The 17,867-nt window shown below is 57.0% G+C and carries 15 protein-coding genes; 12 read left to right on the top strand and 3 right to left on the bottom strand.

What is annotated here, in order from left to right:
- The first annotated feature begins 40 nt into the window (after positions 1 to 40).
- The 4 genes from AC2FH2_RS01095 to AC2FH2_RS01080 all read left to right on the top strand — a co-directional run bounded on the left by AC2FH2_RS01095 (position 41) and on the right by AC2FH2_RS01080 (position 3,830).
- Positions 41 to 667: an ImuA family protein gene (locus AC2FH2_RS01095; protein WP_142634279.1), complete on the top strand. Its 627-nt coding sequence runs from the start codon at positions 41 to 43 to the stop codon at positions 665 to 667.
- Between the two features lie 61 nt (positions 668 to 728).
- The gene (locus tag AC2FH2_RS01090) at positions 729 to 1,943 is read left to right on the top strand and encodes an MFS transporter (RefSeq protein WP_496822582.1); all 1,215 of its coding nucleotides are present in this window, start codon (positions 729 to 731) and stop codon (positions 1,941 to 1,943) included.
- Positions 1,940 to 2,536, top strand: coding sequence for a YceI family protein (locus AC2FH2_RS01085; RefSeq protein ID WP_496822580.1), 597 nt, complete (start codon positions 1,940 to 1,942; stop codon positions 2,534 to 2,536). Before AC2FH2_RS01090 ends, AC2FH2_RS01085 begins: the two co-directional genes overlap by 4 nt.
- Positions 2,537 to 2,606: 70 nt before the next feature.
- The gene (locus AC2FH2_RS01080; RefSeq protein ID WP_142634285.1) at positions 2,607 to 3,830 is read left to right on the top strand and encodes an MFS transporter; all 1,224 of its coding nucleotides are present in this window, start codon (positions 2,607 to 2,609) and stop codon (positions 3,828 to 3,830) included.
- 30 nt (positions 3,831 to 3,860) lie between these two features.
- Here AC2FH2_RS01080 and AC2FH2_RS01075 read toward each other — a convergent pair whose 3' ends face one another.
- Both AC2FH2_RS01075 and AC2FH2_RS01070 read right to left on the bottom strand, forming a co-directional pair.
- A complete protein-coding gene (locus AC2FH2_RS01075) occupies positions 3,861 to 5,531 on the bottom strand; it encodes a flotillin family protein (RefSeq protein WP_496822578.1) in 1,671 nt (556 codons plus the stop codon).
- A gap of 34 nt (positions 5,532 to 5,565) precedes the next feature.
- Positions 5,566 to 6,321 (bottom strand): OB-fold-containig protein, encoded by a 756-nt coding sequence (locus tag AC2FH2_RS01070; RefSeq protein WP_496693266.1) that lies wholly within the window; start codon positions 6,319 to 6,321, stop codon positions 5,566 to 5,568.
- A 217-nt stretch (positions 6,322 to 6,538) separates the two neighbouring features.
- Between AC2FH2_RS01070 and metG the strand changes: the two genes are divergently transcribed.
- From metG to AC2FH2_RS01055, 3 genes are all read left to right on the top strand, one after another.
- Positions 6,539 to 8,257, top strand: coding sequence for a methionine--tRNA ligase (gene metG, locus AC2FH2_RS01065; protein ID WP_281994733.1), 1,719 nt, complete (start codon positions 6,539 to 6,541; stop codon positions 8,255 to 8,257).
- A 289-nt stretch (positions 8,258 to 8,546) separates the two neighbouring features.
- Positions 8,547 to 9,725: an efflux RND transporter periplasmic adaptor subunit gene (locus tag AC2FH2_RS01060; RefSeq protein WP_281972227.1), complete on the top strand. Its 1,179-nt coding sequence runs from the start codon at positions 8,547 to 8,549 to the stop codon at positions 9,723 to 9,725.
- 3 nt (positions 9,726 to 9,728) lie between these two features.
- On the top strand, positions 9,729 to 12,866 hold the full coding sequence (locus AC2FH2_RS01055) for an efflux RND transporter permease subunit (protein WP_496690692.1): 3,138 nt from the start codon (positions 9,729 to 9,731) through the stop codon (positions 12,864 to 12,866).
- Between the two features lie 37 nt (positions 12,867 to 12,903).
- Here AC2FH2_RS01055 and glpD read toward each other — a convergent pair whose 3' ends face one another.
- The gene (glpD, locus tag AC2FH2_RS01050; RefSeq protein WP_271946636.1) at positions 12,904 to 14,481 is read right to left on the bottom strand and encodes a glycerol-3-phosphate dehydrogenase; all 1,578 of its coding nucleotides are present in this window, start codon (positions 14,479 to 14,481) and stop codon (positions 12,904 to 12,906) included.
- Between the two features lie 203 nt (positions 14,482 to 14,684).
- Here glpD and AC2FH2_RS01045 point away from each other — a divergent pair, with 203 nt between their 5' ends.
- From AC2FH2_RS01045 to AC2FH2_RS01025, 5 genes are all read left to right on the top strand, one after another.
- Complete coding sequence (locus AC2FH2_RS01045) at positions 14,685 to 15,467, top strand: DeoR/GlpR family DNA-binding transcription regulator (protein WP_496822574.1); 783 nt, start codon at positions 14,685 to 14,687, stop codon at positions 15,465 to 15,467.
- A gap of 97 nt (positions 15,468 to 15,564) precedes the next feature.
- Positions 15,565 to 15,720: a DUF5993 family protein gene (locus AC2FH2_RS01040; protein WP_496822572.1), complete on the top strand. Its 156-nt coding sequence runs from the start codon at positions 15,565 to 15,567 to the stop codon at positions 15,718 to 15,720.
- A gap of 9 nt (positions 15,721 to 15,729) precedes the next feature.
- Positions 15,730 to 16,299, top strand: coding sequence for a disulfide bond formation protein B (locus tag AC2FH2_RS01035; RefSeq protein WP_142634301.1), 570 nt, complete (start codon positions 15,730 to 15,732; stop codon positions 16,297 to 16,299).
- Positions 16,300 to 16,333: 34 nt separating this feature from the next.
- On the top strand, positions 16,334 to 16,696 hold the full coding sequence (locus AC2FH2_RS01030) for a DUF3302 domain-containing protein (protein ID WP_142634304.1): 363 nt from the start codon (positions 16,334 to 16,336) through the stop codon (positions 16,694 to 16,696).
- Between the two features lie 21 nt (positions 16,697 to 16,717).
- Complete coding sequence (locus AC2FH2_RS01025; RefSeq protein ID WP_281994737.1) at positions 16,718 to 17,863, top strand: HlyD family secretion protein; 1,146 nt, start codon at positions 16,718 to 16,720, stop codon at positions 17,861 to 17,863.
- The last annotated feature ends 4 nt before the right edge of the window (positions 17,864 to 17,867 follow it).

Raw genomic sequence — 17,867 nt, 5'->3', positions numbered from 1 at the left:
CGATATTGAGAACATAATAAGAACATGCTAGAGTAATAGCATGTCCACACACCTTCTTGGCCGCAAACCCGCACGACAAATGGCAGGGCTGAATCTCCATCCGCAGATCACCCTGCAACTGGCCCGCGTGCACGAGGCCTGCGGCCCCGCCCGGCGCAGCTTTGCCATGTGGTTGGCCGGTCAGGCACAGGGGCCGGTTCTGTGGATTTCCCCCGCGTGGGAGGCCAGCCAGTTGCACCCCGGTGGGATGATGGCCTTTGCCGATCCGGCCCGGTTCCTGTTTGCCCGCCCCAACCATGCCGAGGATCTGCTGTGGTGCATGGAAGAAGCGTTGCGCAGCGGGGCAACCCCACTGGTGATCTGCGATCTGCCCGAGGCGCCCGGCCTGACGCCGGTCCGACGGATGCATCTGGCCGCGGAACAAGGCGGCACGATGGGGCCAGCCCCGCTGGGCCTGTTACTGACCCCTGGCGATGGCGGCGCACAGGGGGTTGAAACCCGCTGGCACATGGCTGCGGATCATCACGCCGGGGTTCCCTGCTGGACCCTGACCCGCCGTCGCGCCCGCGCCCTGCCCCCGGTCAGCTGGCAGGCCACCCAGACCAAGACGCATGCCGGGCTGAACCTGACGCGGATCAAGGCCCAAGATGTGTATTGGGGGGAATAAGTTACGCGGCTCACGGCACTTGTGACTAGCCAAGTGCTACATCCAACCCTAGCGTTCCGGTATGAGCCATCCAATCCATGACAGTCGCTATTCTTGGCTTCGCCTTCTGATCACCCTCGCAATCGCTACGGTGGCGAATGTGGGCATGTGGGCGGTAATCGTCGTGATGCCCGCGATCGAGGCGCAATTCAGCGCCGGTCGGGCCGAAGCCTCATTTCCCTATGTCTTGTCGATGATCGGGTTTGCACTGGGGAACATGTGGCTGGGGCAACTGGTTGATCGGTTGGGCGTGACCAAGGCACTGATCGGTGCCGCCCTTCTGAGCGCGGTCAGCTATCTGTTGGCAACATGGGCGCCGAATATGCTGCTCTTGTCACTGGCTCATCTGCTGTTGGGGTTGGGCACGGCTGTTGGTTTTGGCCCTCTGATCGCAGATATCTCACACTGGTTCATGAAACGCCGCGGGATTGCGGTGGCGTTGGTTGCCAGCGGAAACTACCTGTCCGGGGCGATCTGGCCAACGCTTCTGTCAGGCATCCTTGCACGTGAGGGATGGCAGCAGGTCTATCTGACGCTGGCGGTCATAACGCTGCTCGTTGTCATACCCCTGTCTCTGCTGCTGCGCCAGCAAGTCCCGATCGAGGCCCATCAGACCGCCGCCGCCAATGCGCAGATCAACGCGCGCAGCGTGGGAATATCGCCGCGCAGCTTGCAATACGTTCTTGGTCTGGCCGGAATCGGCTGTTGCGTGGCCATGTCGATGCCGCAGGTCCATATCGTGTCCTACTGCGTCGGGCTCGGATATGGCCCGGCGGTCGGGGCCGAGATGCTCTCGCTGATGTTGCTGGGCGGCGTGGTCAGCCGAGTGATCTCGGGGTTGGTCGCCGACAAGCTAGGCGGGTTGATGACATTGCTGGTCGGCTCTTTCCTGCAATGTATCGCCCTATTTCTGTTCCTGCCCTATGACGGGATGGCCTCACTTTACATTATCAGCCTCATGTTCGGTCTGGCGCAGGGCGGCATTGTCCCCAGCTATGCGCTGGTCGTACGTGAATATATGCCCCCGCAAGAGGCCGGAGCACGCGTTGGCTTTGTCATGATGATGACCATCATGGGCATGGCACTGGGCGGATGGATGTCCGGGTGGATATACGACTTAACCGGAAATTATCAACTGGCCTTTATCAATGGCATCCTCTGGAACGGGCTGAACATCGCTATCCTGCTGATGTTGCTAAGGCGATCGCGGCCCCGCAGGCAGGAGGTCATGATATGACCCAACTGACAAGGCGCGCTGTACTGTCCGGGTTGACCGCCCTGCCATTTGCGCGCCCGGCTCTGGCCGGGTTGCGTCCCTATGAACTGGTCCGCAATGGCACTTCCGTAGATTTTACGTTCGAGCTGTCCGGCATCACACAGTCCGGAACCATGCCGATACGATCTGCAGATATCCGAATTGACATGACCGACCTGGCCAACAGCCGGGTGGATGTCTCGCTAAACGTCGCCAAGGCGCGCACCAACCTGCCCTTCGCCCGCAAACCGATGCTCAGCGCTGGGGTTCTGGACGCCACAGGATTTCCCACAATTCATTTCACCTCGACCGATATTCAGCTTGGCAACGGTGGACGTATCTCGAACGGGGCCGAGATCACAGGAGATCTGACCTTGCGTGGCGTAACGCGACCAATCACATTGCGCGCCAATATTTTTCGCCCGCCCGGCAGCGCCCGAGACAACTTGAATAACCTCTCCATCCAACTCATCGGTTCACTGAACCGTCACGAATTTGGCGCCTCGGGTTATTCCGACCTCGTAAAGGAAACTGTTGGCCTTGATATCCGGGCCAAGATCAAAAAGACTGGATAGATCAAAAACGACGCCACAAAGTCGATAAGCCGCGCGCACCGCGCTGGAAATATCGCAATCTGAGCCCATCATGCGCACGATCATTTCCTTTGCCGCCCTATTTCTTTCCGTCATTCTGCTTCAACTGTCCACCGGTGGCGTTGGCCCGCTGGATGCGATTTCCGGCCTGACCCTGAATTTCACCACCGGGCAAATTGGTCTGTTGGGCTCGGCCCATTTCGTTGGCTTCTTTGTGGGATGCTGGTGGGCCCCGCGCCTGATGGGAAGCGTCGGCCATTCGCGGGCATTTGCCGTTTGCACAGCTTTGGGCGCAATGGGGTTGCTGGGGCACACCCTGACGGACAACGCTTATATCTGGGCGGCCCTTCGGATCGCGTCAGGCGCCTGTGTCGCCGGGTGCTACACAGTGATCGAGGCCTGGCTGAACGCAAAGGTCACGAATGAGACGCGCGGGCGCGCCATGGGCACCTATCGCATCGTTGATATGGGTGCGTCCCTCTGCGCCCAGCTGATCATCGCAGTTCTGCCACCAGCATCATATGTCTCGTATAACTTGCTGGCGATCCTGTGCTGCGCTGCCCTGTTGCCACTGACCCTGACCCGCGCCAGCCAGCCCGAAACGCCCGACGCCCCGCGGCTGCGCCCGAAACTGGCCTGGAACAGCTCTCCTCTGGCGGTGGCCGGGGTGGTGGTTGCCGCTTTAAGCTCGGCGTCCTTTCGGATGGTCGGCCCTGTTTACGGGCAAGAGGTCGGGCTTGGCGTCGATCAGATCGCGTTTTTCCTGGCGTCTTTCGTGCTGGGCGGCGCGTTGGCGCAATATCCGATGGGATGGCTGGCCGATAAATACGACAGGCGCTGGGTACTGATCTGGCTTTCGGTAGCCGCCGTCCTAAGCTGCGGTGTGACCATGGCCGCCAGCAACACCGGGACCGTCGGCGTCATGCTGGCCGCGTGTTTGTTCGGCTTTACGACCTTCCCGATTTTCTCGGTTTCATCCGCGCACGCCAATGACTTTGCCACAACCGAACAACGGGTCGAGCTCTCTGCCGCGCTGATGTTCTGGTATGCGCTGGGTGCGATTGCCTCGCCTTACGTGTCATCCACTTTGATCCAATCCTTTGGACCCGGCGCGCTTTTTGCCTTTGTAGCGCTTGGCCACGTCTTCCTGATTATCTTTGGACTGGCGCGGATGCGCTCACGTCCGACCCCCGAAGAGCGCACCAACTATGTCTATTCGCCACGAACTTCTTTTACTATCGGGCGCCTGTTGAAACGGTCGCGCGAGAAGCAGTAAAAAGGGCCGGGAAATTCCCGGCCCATTCTTTTAGTGTTCGGTTCGTGGTTTCTGATCAACCACTTCTGCCTCATCGGCTGGTTTAACAGTGGGCTCTAGCGCGCCGTTGACGATGCCCCCGACCCCGTTTTCCATCGACAGGCCCAGCTCTTCGCCCAGCTTCTTCAACGCGGGCATCTGAACGGCCATGCCCATGATCGAATCCAGCGCCTGGTTCACCACCGGCTTGTCGCCATTGGCGCCTCCGCCACCACCGGCGGCACCGATCCCGCCAACCTGATGGATCTTGATCGAGTCGATCTTCTCCGCGGGCTTGACCATTTCCGCAATGATCGTCGGCATCGCCTCAATCCGGGCCAGATCAACCTTCAGACGGATCTGATCAACGGACAGGGCATTGTCAGCCTCGACAATCGCGCGCTTACCTTCCGCTTCGGCCAGCATGTCGTTCTTCTTGGCCTCGGCGCGGATGTTCAGCGCATCCGCTTCGGCTTGCGCCTCTTCGCGGCGCGCCTCAGCACGGTCAGCGGCGGCCTCTTTCTCGGCCTGGGCGGCCAGACGGATGGCTGTGGCCTGACGTTCCGCCTCACGCGTCGCTTCGATCAGAACGATCTGCTTCTGACGCTCGGCCTCGGCCACCTGACGGGCGGTTGCCACCGCTTCGGTCGCTTTGGTCGCCTCGGCGCGGGCCAGATCGGCAGACGCACGGGCGCGGCTTTCCTCTTCGGATTTCTGCGCGATGATGATCTGACGCTCTTGCTCGGCAACCTCCAGCTCGCGCTCTTTCGAGATCTCGGCCTCACGGATTTTACGCTCGCGTTCAATGTCAGCCGCTCGAATTGCTTCCTCGCGCGCAATCCGGGCACGCTCGGTTTCACGTACAGAATCCTCGGTCCGCGCGGCGATCTCGGCCTCTTGCGCCACGCGCAGGGTTTCGATCTGTTGCGTCTGTTCGATGCGCGCCTGCTCTTCGTCCTTGTCGATCAACAGCTTCTGACGCTGAGCTTCCATCGCTGCACGGCGCACTTCCACCTCGGCATCCGCATCAATCTGCGCGCGCTCTTTTTTCGAGGTCGCAATCACCTCGGCCAGCTTGCGCATACCCACGGCGTTAAAGGCGTTGTTTTCATCAAGTGCTTCGAACGGGGTCTGGTCCAGCGCGGTCAGCGAGACCGATTCCAGCGACAGGCCGTTTTTCAAAAGGTCTTCGGAGACCGCATTCTGCACCTCTTGCACAAAGTCAGCGCGGTTTTCGTGCAGACCGTCCATGGTCATCTGCGCGGCCACGGCGCGCAGACCGTCGATCAATTTGCCTTCGATCATTTCCCGCAGCTGTTCGACGTCGAATGTACGGTCGCCCAGGGTTTGGGCCGCGCGTGCGATGCCCTCTTCGGTGGCCATGACCGAGACATAGAACTCGACCCCCACGTCAACACGCATCCGGTCTTTGGTGATCAAAGCGGCCTCGGCGCTGCGCTGCACCTCAAGACGCAGGGTCTTCATGTTGACGGGGCTGACCTCATGCAACAGCGGCACGACGATGACGCCACCATCCATGATGACTTTCTTACCACCAGCACCGGTTTTCACCAGGCTCACCTCGCGGGTTGCGCGGCGGTAGAGTCGGGCCAGTACAAGGCCGATGAACATAACGACCGCTAAAATGGTCACAACTGTGACGGCTAGGAATGTAAGTTCCATGCAAATTCCTCCGAGATTGGGGTTTGAAATTTAGTTAGTTTGACAAGCCGACCAGAACGAACCGGTCTTGCCGTCGGTCGCGCAGGACAAGCACTTCAGTGCCTTGTTCCAGCGTATCCTTGTCCTGCAGGGGCTCAGCGCGCAGGTAATGCGCATTGCCAAAGCGATCCATGACCCGCACTTCGGCCGGGCGGCCACGCGATGCTGTCCCTTGCGAGATGAAACCGCGACGGCGGGCCAACATCCGTTCGGACATAGCCTCGGTCTCGGTCTTCGGCAGCAGGCGGGCAAAGACCGCGCTAAAGCCACGCGCAAACCAGATGCCTAAGGCCCCAGCCGGGATCGCAGCCATCCATGAGGGCAGATCAAAGCCCATCACATCACGCAGGCCCAGCTGCAGGCCGATGCCAGACAGGCCGAAACCAGCCAGCAGAACCACCAGCCAGATCATGAACGGCACTTTGCCAAAGCCCAGCCAGCTTGCAGGACCGTCCGAGGTCACAACCGGCGTTTCCGCCGCAACCTCGGCCAGCTCGAACTCACCCAGATCGACATCCGCATCCAGATCAAGTTCGAAATCACCGATGTCCAATTCCGGAGCGTCAACCAGATCAAGGTCAACGTCGCCCTCGCCCGCCATCAGGCTTCCACCCAGCATCAGCGCCACCAGTTCAAGCCCCAAAAGGCCAAACAACAGAGCAATCGCGATGGTAAAGGGCACAAATGCACCCTCGAGTAGAAAGCTGAACATCAGTGGGCTGACTCCATTATTGTATACTATGGTATGCATTAAATATGGGGAGTCATGACAAAGTTTCAAGAGGTTGTGATTCTATATTTCAACCTATGGGTAATTGACACGATGCCTTTGGAGCAGTCGTGAAATCAGTTTTCAGGGGTTTTTTCCGTGCACGGGACCCGAAAGTTGCATCCGTGCAAAAGCCGGGCTTTTGCTGGGCTGTGACATAAGATAGACGGGCCTGCAGTTACATACGCGGAAACGGAACATGGCTCGGATTCTCATCACCTCGGCGATCCCCTACATCAACGGGATCAAGCACCTCGGCAATCTGATCGGCTCGCAACTGCCCGCCGACCTGTATGCGCGGTATCAGCGCGGCCGGGGGAATGAGGTCATGTTTCTCTGCGCCACCGACGAACACGGCACCCCCGCCGAGCTGGCCGCCGCCAAGGCAGGCAAGCCGGTCGCTGATTACTGTGCCGAGATGCATGGTGTGCAGGCCGATATCGCACAGCGCTTTGGCCTGAGCTTTGATCACTTTGGCCGCTCATCCAGCCCCCAGAACAAGGTGCTGACCCAGCATTTCGCAGGCAAATTGGATGACGCCGGGTTGATCCGCGAGGTGAGCGAGAAACAGGTCTATTCCCACGCCGATGGGCGCTTTCTTCCTGACCGCTATATTGAAGGCACCTGCCCCAACTGCGGGTACGACCGTGCGCGCGGTGATCAGTGCGAAAACTGTACCAAACAGCTGGACCCGACCGACCTGATCGAGCCGCGCTCGGCCATTTCCGGTTCGACCGACCTTGAGGTGCGCGAAACCAAGCACCTGTATTTGCGCCAGTCATCAATGAAGGATCAACTAAACGCCTGGATCGACTCCAAGACCGATTGGCCGATCCTGACCACCTCCATCGCCAAGAAATGGTTACATGACGGCGACGGCCTGCAAGACCGTGGCATTACCCGCGATCTGGACTGGGGCGTGCCGGTCAAGAAAGGCGATCAGGACTGGCCCGGCATGGAGGGCAAGGTCTTTTACGTCTGGTTCGACGCGCCGATCGAATACATCGCCTGCGCCAAGGAGTGGGCTGATGCGACCGGCAAGCCGGATGCCGAGTGGGAGCGCTGGTGGCGCACTGACAAAGGCGCCGATGACGTGCGCTATGTTCAATTCATGGGTAAGGACAACGTGCCTTTCCATACCCTGTCCTTCCCGGCGACCATTCTAGGTTCGGGTGAGCCGTGGAAGATGGTCGACCATCTGAAATCCTTCAACTACCTGAACTATGACGGCGGCCAGTTCTCGACCAGCCAAGGTCGCGGCGTGTTCATGGACCAGGCGCTGGACATCCTGCCTGCCGATTACTGGCGCTGGTGGCTGCTGAGCCATGCGCCCGAAAGCAGCGATAGCGAATTCACCTGGGAGAACTTCCAGCAATCGGTGAACAAGGATCTGGCCGATGTGTTGGGCAACTTCGTCAGCCGGATCACCAAGTTCTGCCGCTCAAAATTCGGCGAGGCGGTGCCCCAAGGCGGCACCTATGGCGACCGCGAGCAGGCCCTGATCGAAGAGCTGACCCGCCGCGTCCGCGCCTATGAAGGGTTCATGGAGGCAATGGAAGTTCGCAAATCCGCCCAGGAATTGCGCGCCATCTGGGTTGCCGGGAACGAGTATCTTCAATCCGCGGCACCCTGGTCGACCTTCAAGGAAGATCCCGAACAGGCCGCGGTACAGGTGCGTCTGGGTCTGAACTTGATCCGGCTCTATGCCGTGCTCAGTGCGCCGTTCATTCCCGAAACCACCGCCCGTATGCTGAGCGCGATGAACACGATGGATACCGCCTGGCCTGACGATGTTGCGGCGGCCCTGTCCGCCCTGCCCGCAGGCCACGACTTTGCCGTTCCCGATGTTCTGTTCGCCAAGATCACCGACGAACAGCGCGAAGACTGGCAGGACCGTTTTGCAGGTGTCCGCACCTAAGACACCCGACCGGGAAAAGAATACAGGGGGCTTAACGGCCCCCTTTTTTCATTTTGCGTTTGATCCAGATTGCCGGAAACGACCTTGCCAGATCAGGGAACTAGCCCTGGCCGATTTGCGTAAACCTGCCGCCCTACAGAAAAATATCCTTGGGTAAGCGATTGCCCTACGGGCTAACACGCTTGAGAAACCTAGCAAAACCAGCCATCCTCACGAAGAGTTTAGGCGACTCGGACCGCTGGCGGCGACCCGTGTTGTGTCCAGATTTTGTTTCAATGGGGCTTCTGCCATGATCCTTGCATCAACACTTTTCAGCTTTCGACCGAATGACCCCATAGCCAAATCCGTTTGGTATGCCGCAGCTTTGGCCCTGTGTGGGTTGGTGGTGCCAGCTGCCGCGCAGGATAAAAGTGACGCCCCACCGCCCAAAGTGTCCATCGCAGCGGCCTACACGCAAGAAATCACGGACGAGGCGACTTTCATCGGTCGAGCTGAGGCGCTGAACAAGGCCGATATTGTCGCCCGGGTCAGCGGTTTTCTGGACAGTCAGAATGTTGAAGACGGCGCGATGGTGAATGAAGGCGACCTTATGTTCACGATCGAGCCGGACCTGTATCAGGCGACACTAGATGCACGGAATGCCGATCTGGACCGTGCCGAAGCAAATCTTGAGCTCGCCAAAGTTGACCTGGCCCGGAAGGAAGAACTTTACAAACGCGATGCCACTCCGGAAAGCGAACGGGATATCGCCCGTGCCAACGAACTTGTAGCCATTGCCGAAGTCAAAGCCGCGAAAGCCGCGATCCAACAGGCCGAACTTGATCTGAGCTATACGAAGGTCCACGCACCGTTCACCGGCCGTATCGGGCGGGTCGCTATCAGCGTCGGGGACGTTGTCGGCCCGAACAACCCACCATTGGTGAATATCGTCAGCGAGGCACCAGTGTATGTGAATTTCTCGTTGAACGAGAAACAGTTTACCTCGGTTCTTGAACAATATGGCGAGAATGCATCGTCGCTGGCTGAAAGCCCCAAAAGCCCGAATGTGCATGTAACGCTGCCCAATGGATCGGATCTGGGCGAAACAGGTTCGATTGTTTTCGTTGACAACCGTATCGACCCGCTAACTGGAACGATTGCAATGCGGGCCGAATTCACAAATGCCGACCGGCTGATCCTCGATGGTCAGTTCCTGAGCGTTCATATCGAAGCGCTGGAACCGACCTTGCAGGTTCTGATCCCGCAGGCGGCCTTGTCACGTGATCAGCGCGGTGATTTCGTTCTGGTCGTTAACGATAAGCAAATGGTCGAACAGCGCTATATCACCACCGGCGACAATGTCGGAACTGCTGTGATCGTTCTGGACGGCCTGCGCGAAGGAGAAAGCGTGATCGTCGAGGGCCTTCAGCGCGTGCGCCCGGGTGTGGCAGTGGATGCTGTCACCGCATCCGAGCAGCCGGGAGAGTAACAGATGTTCTCATCCCTGTTCATCAGCCGGCCCAAGCTGGCCCTAGTTATTTCGCTTGTCCTGACGATCATGGGCGGGATCGGCTATATGGTTCTGCCGGTCGCCCAGTTTCCTGATATTACGCCACCGGTCGTCAGCGTTTCCGCCACCTATACCGGTGCCAATGCCGAAACGGTCGAGAACACCGTCGCCGCGCCGATCGAGGCGCAGGTCAACGGCGTGGATGACATGATCTACATGACGTCCACCTCTTCGGATAACGGCTCGTATTCGTTGAATATTACCTTCGAAGTCGGCACCGACCCCGACATTGCATCCGTTAACGTGCAGAACCGCGTTGCGCAGGCCATGTCTTCGCTTCCGTCAGAGGTGACTTCGTCGGGTGTCGTTACGCAGAAGGCATCGACCAATATGCTGATGCTGGTCACGCTGACCTCACCCAAAAGCACCTATGACAGTGTATTCTTGTCGAACTACGCTTCGATCAACCTGAAAGATGCGTTGGCACGGGTACAGGGTGTTGGTAAAGCCGATGTTCTGACTAACCTTGAATATGCAATGCGGATCTGGATGGATCCCGACAAGATGACCGCCCTGTCGATTTCACCGGGTGATGTCATAGACGCTATCCGAGAACAGAATATCGAAGTGTCTGCCGGTTCGATAGGCTCGCCTCCGGTCCCTGAGGGACAGACATTTCAATATACGATCAAGACCAAGGGCCGGCTGACCTCGGCCGCTGAATTTGGCAATATTGTCATCCGTACTGGTGATGCAGGGGCAATCGTACGCATAAGGGACATTGCCAGAACCGAACTTGGAGCGCAGTTCTACTCGGCTTCGGGCTATTTCCAGGCAGAACCCGCAACGGTTATCGGTATCTATCAAGCCCCCGGTGCCAATGCGTTGGCTGTTTCTGATCGTGTTCAGGCCGAATTGGACCGGCTGTCGCGTTCGTTCCCAACAGATGTTGAATATCAGGTACCCTTCAACACGACAGACTTCGTGGAACAATCTCTGAACGACGTGGTTTCCACCCTGATGCTGACGTTCGTTTTGGTGATTTCGGTCGTATTTGTCTTTTTGGGCAGTTGGCGTGCCACGATCATTCCGGCGGTTGCTATTCCTGTTTCGCTGATCGGGACGTTCGCGTTCCTGCTGGCGTTTGGGATGTCCCTGAACACAATTTCTTTGTTCGCGCTTGTACTGGCCATCGGGATCGTGGTCGATGATGCCATCGTGGTGGTTGAAAACGTTGAACGCATTATCGCCGACGAAGGGTTGTCCCCGCCTGAGGCGACACGGAAAGCAATGGGCCAAATCACCGGACCCGTCATAGCAACCACACTGGTTCTGCTGGCCGTTTTTGTGCCCGTAACCTTTATGCCTGGCATCTCGGGGCGACTGTATTCTCAGTTTGCAGTCACCATCTCGACTGCGGTCGTGATTTCTTCAATCAACGCTTTGACCTTGTCTCCGGCGCTTTGCGGATTGGTTCTGCGCGCACGCTCGGGTCCGCCCAAGGGTATTCTGGCCCTGTTTGAGCGTTTCATCGGAACGCTGCGCGACGGTTATGTCGTCATTGTGCGCAAACTGTTAATTCTGCCAGTCGCCGGACTGGGCGTCATCGTTGTTCTGGCAATGGGTACAGGGACGATCATGTCGAACACATCAAGCGGTTTTATTCCGCTTGAAGACAACGGCTATCTCTTTGTGGACATCCAGTTGCCAGATGCGGCAACGCTGGAACGCACCGAGACTATCGCAGGTCGGGTCGACGACCAGATCCGCGATATCTCGGGGGTCGCCAGTACGGTTCTGATCAACGGATTTTCGCTGCTGAACGGCACAACCACAAATGGAGCGACCGTTTTTGTGAACCTCGACAACTGGGACGAGCGGCAAGATCCCGACCTGTCTGCCGATGCCATTCTGGGCAAGGTTCTGGCGATTGCAAATGGCGAATCCGCAGCTTCGATCGTGGCCTTCAACCCGCCACCGATTCAGGGCCTCGGCATGTCAGCCGGTGTGGAAATGGAGGTTCAGCAAGTCGGGGGCGGTACGCCTCAGGATCTGGCCTCGGCCGTTGGGTCCTTCGTCTATGCTGCAAACCAGCGACCCGAGATTGGTCAGGCCTATACAACATTCCGGGCCAATGTTCCTCAGCTATTTGTCGATCTGGACCGTGAGAAAGCGAAAACCCTGGAAGTGTCTGTTGCTGAGATTTTCCAGACGATGCAAGCCCAGCTAGGATCGTACTATGTGAACGATTTCAACCTGTTCGGCCGCGTTTACCGCGTGATGATTCAGGCCGAGGGGAGCTATCGGAACAAGGTCGAAGATATTTCGAACCTGTATGTGCGCTCGACCAAGGGCGATATGGTTCCATTGGGTACGTTGATCGACGTGGAAAACGTGTTGGGGCCAGTCCTGTTAAAACGGCATAACCTGTTCCGTTCGGCAACTGTTACAGCTGTACCTGCGCCAGGGCTGTCCAGTGGCGACGCTATCACTGTGATGACAGAAGAATCCGCCAACGCCCTACCCTCGGGATACGCGTTTGAATGGACAGGTACCGCGCAACAGCAGCTTGCATCCGGCAGCCTTGTGATCATTATCCTCGGGCTTGCTGTCCTGTTCGCCTATTTGTTCCTGGTGGGGCAATACGAAAGCTGGTCGATGCCGGTGTCCATTCTTCTATCGGTTATTGTTGCCCTATTCGGGGCGGTTGCGGCGGTGGCCATCGTGGGTAGCGACATAAACCTGTACACGCAGATCGGGATGATCATGCTGGTGGGGCTTGCGTCGAAGAACGGTATCCTCATCGTTGAATTCGCAATGGAACAGCGTGCCAATGGCCTTTCGATCAAAGATGCTGCAGCCGAAGCTGCCCATCAACGTTTCCGCGCGGTGATGATGACTGCCCTCTCCTTCCTGTTGGGCGTTGTACCGTTGCTTGCCGCGAACGGCGCGGGAGCGGCTAGCCAGAAGGCCATCGGTGTCGCCGTCTTTGGCGGAATGCTGGCGGCAACTCTGGTTGGCGTTATCCTTGTGCCGGTACTTTACGCCCTGATGCAGGGGCTGAGGGAATGGCTCAAAGGGACAAAGAACGACCCCGACCCTTCGGAAGAAGCCGCATAAATCAAAAAAAGCCCCGCCAAAAACGCGGGGCTTTTCTTTAATGGGCCAGGCGCTTTTCGATCCAGCGCTGGATGGCAGCGATCTGATCGGCATCAAGTCTTAGGCCCAGCTTGTTTCTGCGCCAGATGGCATCTTCAGCGCAGCGCACATATTCCTTGGTGACCAGCCATTCCATTTCGCGTTCGGTCAGAGTCGCCCCGAACTCTTCCCCCAGATCCTCAGCGGTCTTTGCATCGGCCAGAATAGCGCGCGCCTCGGTTCCATAGGCGCGCACCAGCCGTTCCGCCCATGTGCGATTCAAAAAGGCATAGTCGAATTCCAGACCGGCAATTAGGTCTTGCACTGCGCTAACGGGGAAATCGCCACCCGGCAAAGAAACACCAGCGGTCCATGGACCGGGCAAATCCGGGAAGTACTCAGCGATTTTCTCAAGCGCACTTTCGGCCAATCTGCGATAGGTCGTAATCTTGCCGCCGAAAACATTCAAAACCGGAGCGCCGCCAAGCCCATTGACCTTCAGAGTATAGTCTCTGGTCGCGGCCGTTGCGCTGCTGGCCCCATCGTCATACAGAGGGCGCACACCGGAATAGGTCCAGACGATGTCTTCGCGGGTCACAGGCTGCTCAAAATATTTTGACGCAAACGCACACAGATATTCCTGTTCAGACTCGGTACAGACTGGAGGAACCGATGGGTCTGGGTGATCCTGATCAGTTGTTCCAATAAGGGTGAAATCTCTCTCATAGGGAATGGCAAAGATGATGCGCCCGTCTTCGCCCTGAAAGAAATAGCATTTGTCATGGTTGAATAACCTGTGGGTTACGATATGGCTGCCGCGGACCAACCGAACCCCCTCGCGCGAGTTCACGTGGATTTTTTCCTGGATGATATCGCCAACCCAGGGCCCACCGGCATTGATCAACATCTTTGCCAGGACGATACGGGTTTCGTCATTTTGGTTATCGCGGATCGTCACATGCCAAACATCATCCACCCGCTCGGCTGAAAGAACTTCGGTCCGAACCAGAATATCCGCGCCACGGGCCTCGGCATCACGGGCATTCAGAACAACCAGACGGGAATCTTCGATCCAGCAGTCGGAATACTCATACGCGGTCTCAAACCTATTTTGCAGCGGGACACCTTCAGGCGCGGAACGCAAATTCAGCGCAGAGGTCCCGGGTAGAATTTTCCGCCCTCCAAGGTGATCGTACATGAACAGGCCAAGACGGATCAGCCAGGCTGGACGACGACCACGCATCCAAGGCATCACTGTACTCAGCAGCCGTGAGGTCGGAGTGTCCGAGTCAAATCGCATCCCATCGTGGTAGGGAAGCACAAAGCGCATCGGCCAACTGATATGAGGCATTGCCCGCAGCAGCGTTTCCCGCTCAATCAGCGCCTCGCGGACCAACCTGAACTCAAAATATTCCAGATACCGTAGGCCGCCGTGGAACAGTTTGGTCGAGGCCGAGGACGTGGCCGATGCCAAGTCGTTCATCTCGGCCAATGTCACCGACAATCCCCGCCCGGCCGCATCACGCGCGATCCCGCAACCGTTAATACCGCCACCGATGATGAATAGGTCAGTAACCTGGCCAGTCTGCTGTGCCATTTGCAGGTCAGTCCTTTTGCTGAAAACGTGCGGCAATTAACCCGCTCGATACTCGGTTCGTCAATGTGGATTTTCGTTTTTTTTCGCGTAACGAACAAGAATAGCGATTTTTTGCTGTTGTCCAAACGATGTTTGATTTCTGCCGGTTGCAATATTGCGAAAAAAGGAACAAAAACGAAAGAACCCAATAACCGGAGCTTCCCTTGTCTCTTTCGTTCCGCCAGTCAGACATCATAGAAATCGCCAAGCAGAATGGTCGCGTCATGGTCGAGGATCTGGCGTTGCAGTTTGGTGTCACGGTCCAAACGATCCGGCGCGATCTTTCCGAGCTTGCGGAATTGGGCAAGCTGGACCGGGTTCATGGCGGCGCGGTCTTGCGATCCGGCGTTTCGAATATCGGTTACGAGGACCGGCGCGCCCTGAATGCTGAAATCAAGACCCGTATCGCACAGGTTTGCGCTGCCAACATACCGGATGGTGCATCGCTTTTTTTGAACATCGGTACATCGACCGAGGCTGTCGCGCATCAGTTGCTAAACCACAAAGATCTTATGGTGGTGACAAATAACATGAATGTCGCGCGTATCCTGGTGGAAAACACGAACTGCCAGATCGTCGTCGCCGGTGGTGTTCTGCGCCGGTCGGACGGTGGTCTGATCGGCAACCTGACCAATTCAACGATTGAACAATTCAAGTTCGATTATGCGGTAATCGGGTGTTCCGCACTGGACGCCGATGGTGATCTTCTGGATTTCGATTTCCAAGAAGTCCGTGTCAGCCAGACTATCATTGCACAGGCCAGACACAGCTTTCTGGTTGCCGATCATTCGAAATTTCAGCGCTCGGCCCCTGCCCGTATTGCCTCGATGTCCGAAGTTGACGTTTTCTTTACAGATCAACCTCTTCCAAGTGGGCTTGCACGTAAATGCAAGGAATGGGGAACGCGGGTCGTATACCGCGGCCGAACCACCGGAGATTCGCATTAAACGCGTAATTCCAAACGTGGTTCTTGTCATAGGCGACCGGCCCTGACAGTATCGCAACATATTGCAATCAGTGCACGGCAAGGGGGAGATCCGGGCCATGATCGCGCTTTTATTTGCGTTACTCGCAGCCACTATGGGGCTGAATTATTATAGAAAAACCAAAGCGGCCAATGTTGTGTTCTTCATCACCATAGCCCTAAGTGTTTATTGGCTGAAGTTTCATGCCACCAGCCAACTGACCATTCAGCTGTAGGAGGCCACAATGACACCCGAGCTTTCCCGCACCCTGAACGCGTTGGGAACCCTGGCGGTCAGCCTCGTTCTTGTGCTGGCCTTCGGATACCAGCTGGCGCTGAACGAACTGCCCTGCCCGCTTTGCTTATTGCAACGGGTCGGGTTCGTAGCGGTGGGCGTTGGTTTGGGCCTGAACCTGCTATACGGAGCCCGGCCGCAGCATTATGCGTTGATGTTGCTTGCGGCACTGTTTGGGATCAGCGTTTCCGTTCGCCAGATCTTGCTGCATATCGTACCGGGTACCGGCCACTATGGTTCGCCTGTTTTTGGGTATCACTACTACACATGGGCCGCGATCTGCTTTTTTCTGATCCTGCTGGGCACGGCAATCATGCTGCTTTTCGACCGTCAATATCAGGACACAACCGTCGATCAACCACGGTTCGGGGGCAATATGCTGGCCAAAACCGCGTTCTTTGTAATGCTAGGGCTGGCCGCGCTGAATGCGGGGGCGACCTTGTTGGAATGTGGCCCAGGTATCTGCGCTGACCCGCCGACAAGCTACAAATTGATTGACGAACTGGACACCAACAACTGAGGATGGATAAACCTTCCCTCATGGAGGCATCGGAATGGGACTACTGGGGCAGCCGCTAGGCTATTATGACTATCTGACATTTATCGCACTTATACTGCTGCTGGCCGCTGTAATGGCGCTGTTTCTGTTCATAATGGGACTGCCCGGCCGCATCGCAATCAAACGCAACCATCCCCATGCCGAGGCAGTCAAGATCATGGGCTGGATGGGGTTTCTGGCCGTCGTTCCCTGGATTCACGCCTTTATGTGGGCTTTCCACGATGCAGCCACTGTCGATATCCGCCGTATGCCTGATGATGAACGCGATGCGATACGGAAGGATATCAAACGGTTAGGCGGTGATCTGACCGAAGAATATCGCGATCCATTGGACCCGGACGAAACACAAAAAAGCTAAGGCTAAAGGAAGTCCCACAATATGTTTGTCGCTCTTGGCATTACGCTTTTCTACATCATTTTTGTCTGGCTGATCTTCTTCAAACTGCAATGGCTTAAGTTCAGTATCGCCTGGGGCATCGTTTCCTTCTGGGTGGGTGCTCATCTGTTATTGATCTTTATGGTTGCGCTGCGGTTCTTCCAGCCATTTTCGATCGACAGCCACGTGGTCCGCTCAACCATACAGATCGTGCCGCGTCTGACTGAACCAACCATCCTTTCCGAGGTTCTGGTCGAGCCGAATACAGAGGTGAAGAAAGGGGATCCGCTGTATCGGTTCGACGACACCGTCTTTGCGCTTGAATTCGAAGAGGCATCCGCACAGTTGGTTGCAGCCCAGCAGAACGCCAAAATTCTGGAACAGGATGTGATCGTCGCGGGTGAAGCCGTCGAGCGAGCAAACGCGCAACTGGCATATGCACTGACCCAGCAGGCACGGTATGAAAACCTTGTCCCTGCGGGTGGTGCCCGAGAGGATGAGCTGGATCGCTGGAACGAACAGGTCACTGAAGATCAGGCCAAGATAAAAGAGGCCGAAGCCAATCTGGAAAAGGCAAAGCTGGCGCTGGATTCGCAGATCGACGGGGTCAATACCGGAATCGTTCAAGCTCAGGCTCAGTTGGAAAAGGCCCGGTACTTTCTGGACAATACTACGATCTACGCGCCCGAAGATGGTATGATCGTTTCACAACAGGCACGCCCGGGTCTGGTTGTCGGTGACATCCGATTGGGCGCAATCGCCAGCTTTGTGACCAAGGAAAATCCCTATATTCTCGCCACTTACCGGCAGCAGAACCTGAAATTTGTGAAACCCGGGCAACAGGTTGAGGTCGCGCTGGACTTATATCCCGGAGAAATCCTGACCGGCAAAGTCGAGGCAATCTGGTGGGCAACCCGCCAGGGTCAATATCTGCCATCAGGCCGCCTGCCCGGATTTGAACTGCCAAAAATTCCTGGACATATTGCCGTGCAGATTTCGGTCGAAATTCCAGATGGCCACGTCTTTCCCGCCGGTGGACATGCCGCGGTGGCAATCTATACCGGCCAGGGCAAAAGCTTTGAGTTCCTGCGGCGCATCAATATCCGCCTCTATTCCTTCGCAAACTTCATCCGACCACTGGACATTTAAGGAC

The sequence above is a fragment of the Ruegeria sp. YTSA105 genome (assembly GCF_059610225.1).
This window is presented reverse-complemented; position numbering and strand designations above follow the sequence as displayed.

Bases quoted from the DNA above. Each gene is read 5' to 3' on its own strand.
- AC2FH2_RS01095 (WP_142634279.1), top strand. From the start codon at position 41: ATGTCCACACACCTTCTTGGCCGCAAACCCGCACGACAAATGGCAGGG.
- AC2FH2_RS01090 (WP_496822582.1), top strand. From the start codon at position 729: ATGAGCCATCCAATCCATGACAGTCGCTATTCTTGGCTTCGCCTTCTG.
- AC2FH2_RS01085 (WP_496822580.1), top strand. From the start codon at position 1,940: ATGACCCAACTGACAAGGCGCGCTGTACTGTCCGGGTTGACCGCCCTG.
- AC2FH2_RS01080 (WP_142634285.1), top strand. From the start codon at position 2,607: ATGCGCACGATCATTTCCTTTGCCGCCCTATTTCTTTCCGTCATTCTG.
- AC2FH2_RS01075 (WP_496822578.1), bottom strand. From the start codon at position 5,531: ATGGAACTTACATTCCTAGCCGTCACAGTTGTGACCATTTTAGCGGTC.
- AC2FH2_RS01070 (WP_496693266.1), bottom strand. From the start codon at position 6,321: ATGCATACCATAGTATACAATAATGGAGTCAGCCCACTGATGTTCAGC.
- metG (WP_281994733.1), top strand. From the start codon at position 6,539: ATGGCTCGGATTCTCATCACCTCGGCGATCCCCTACATCAACGGGATC.
- AC2FH2_RS01060 (WP_281972227.1), top strand. From the start codon at position 8,547: ATGATCCTTGCATCAACACTTTTCAGCTTTCGACCGAATGACCCCATA.
- AC2FH2_RS01055 (WP_496690692.1), top strand. From the start codon at position 9,729: ATGTTCTCATCCCTGTTCATCAGCCGGCCCAAGCTGGCCCTAGTTATT.
- glpD (WP_271946636.1), bottom strand. From the start codon at position 14,481: ATGGCACAGCAGACTGGCCAGGTTACTGACCTATTCATCATCGGTGGC.
- AC2FH2_RS01040 (WP_496822572.1), top strand. From the start codon at position 15,565: ATGATCGCGCTTTTATTTGCGTTACTCGCAGCCACTATGGGGCTGAAT.
- AC2FH2_RS01035 (WP_142634301.1), top strand. From the start codon at position 15,730: ATGACACCCGAGCTTTCCCGCACCCTGAACGCGTTGGGAACCCTGGCG.
- AC2FH2_RS01030 (WP_142634304.1), top strand. From the start codon at position 16,334: ATGGGACTACTGGGGCAGCCGCTAGGCTATTATGACTATCTGACATTT.
- AC2FH2_RS01025 (WP_281994737.1), top strand. From the start codon at position 16,718: ATGTTTGTCGCTCTTGGCATTACGCTTTTCTACATCATTTTTGTCTGG.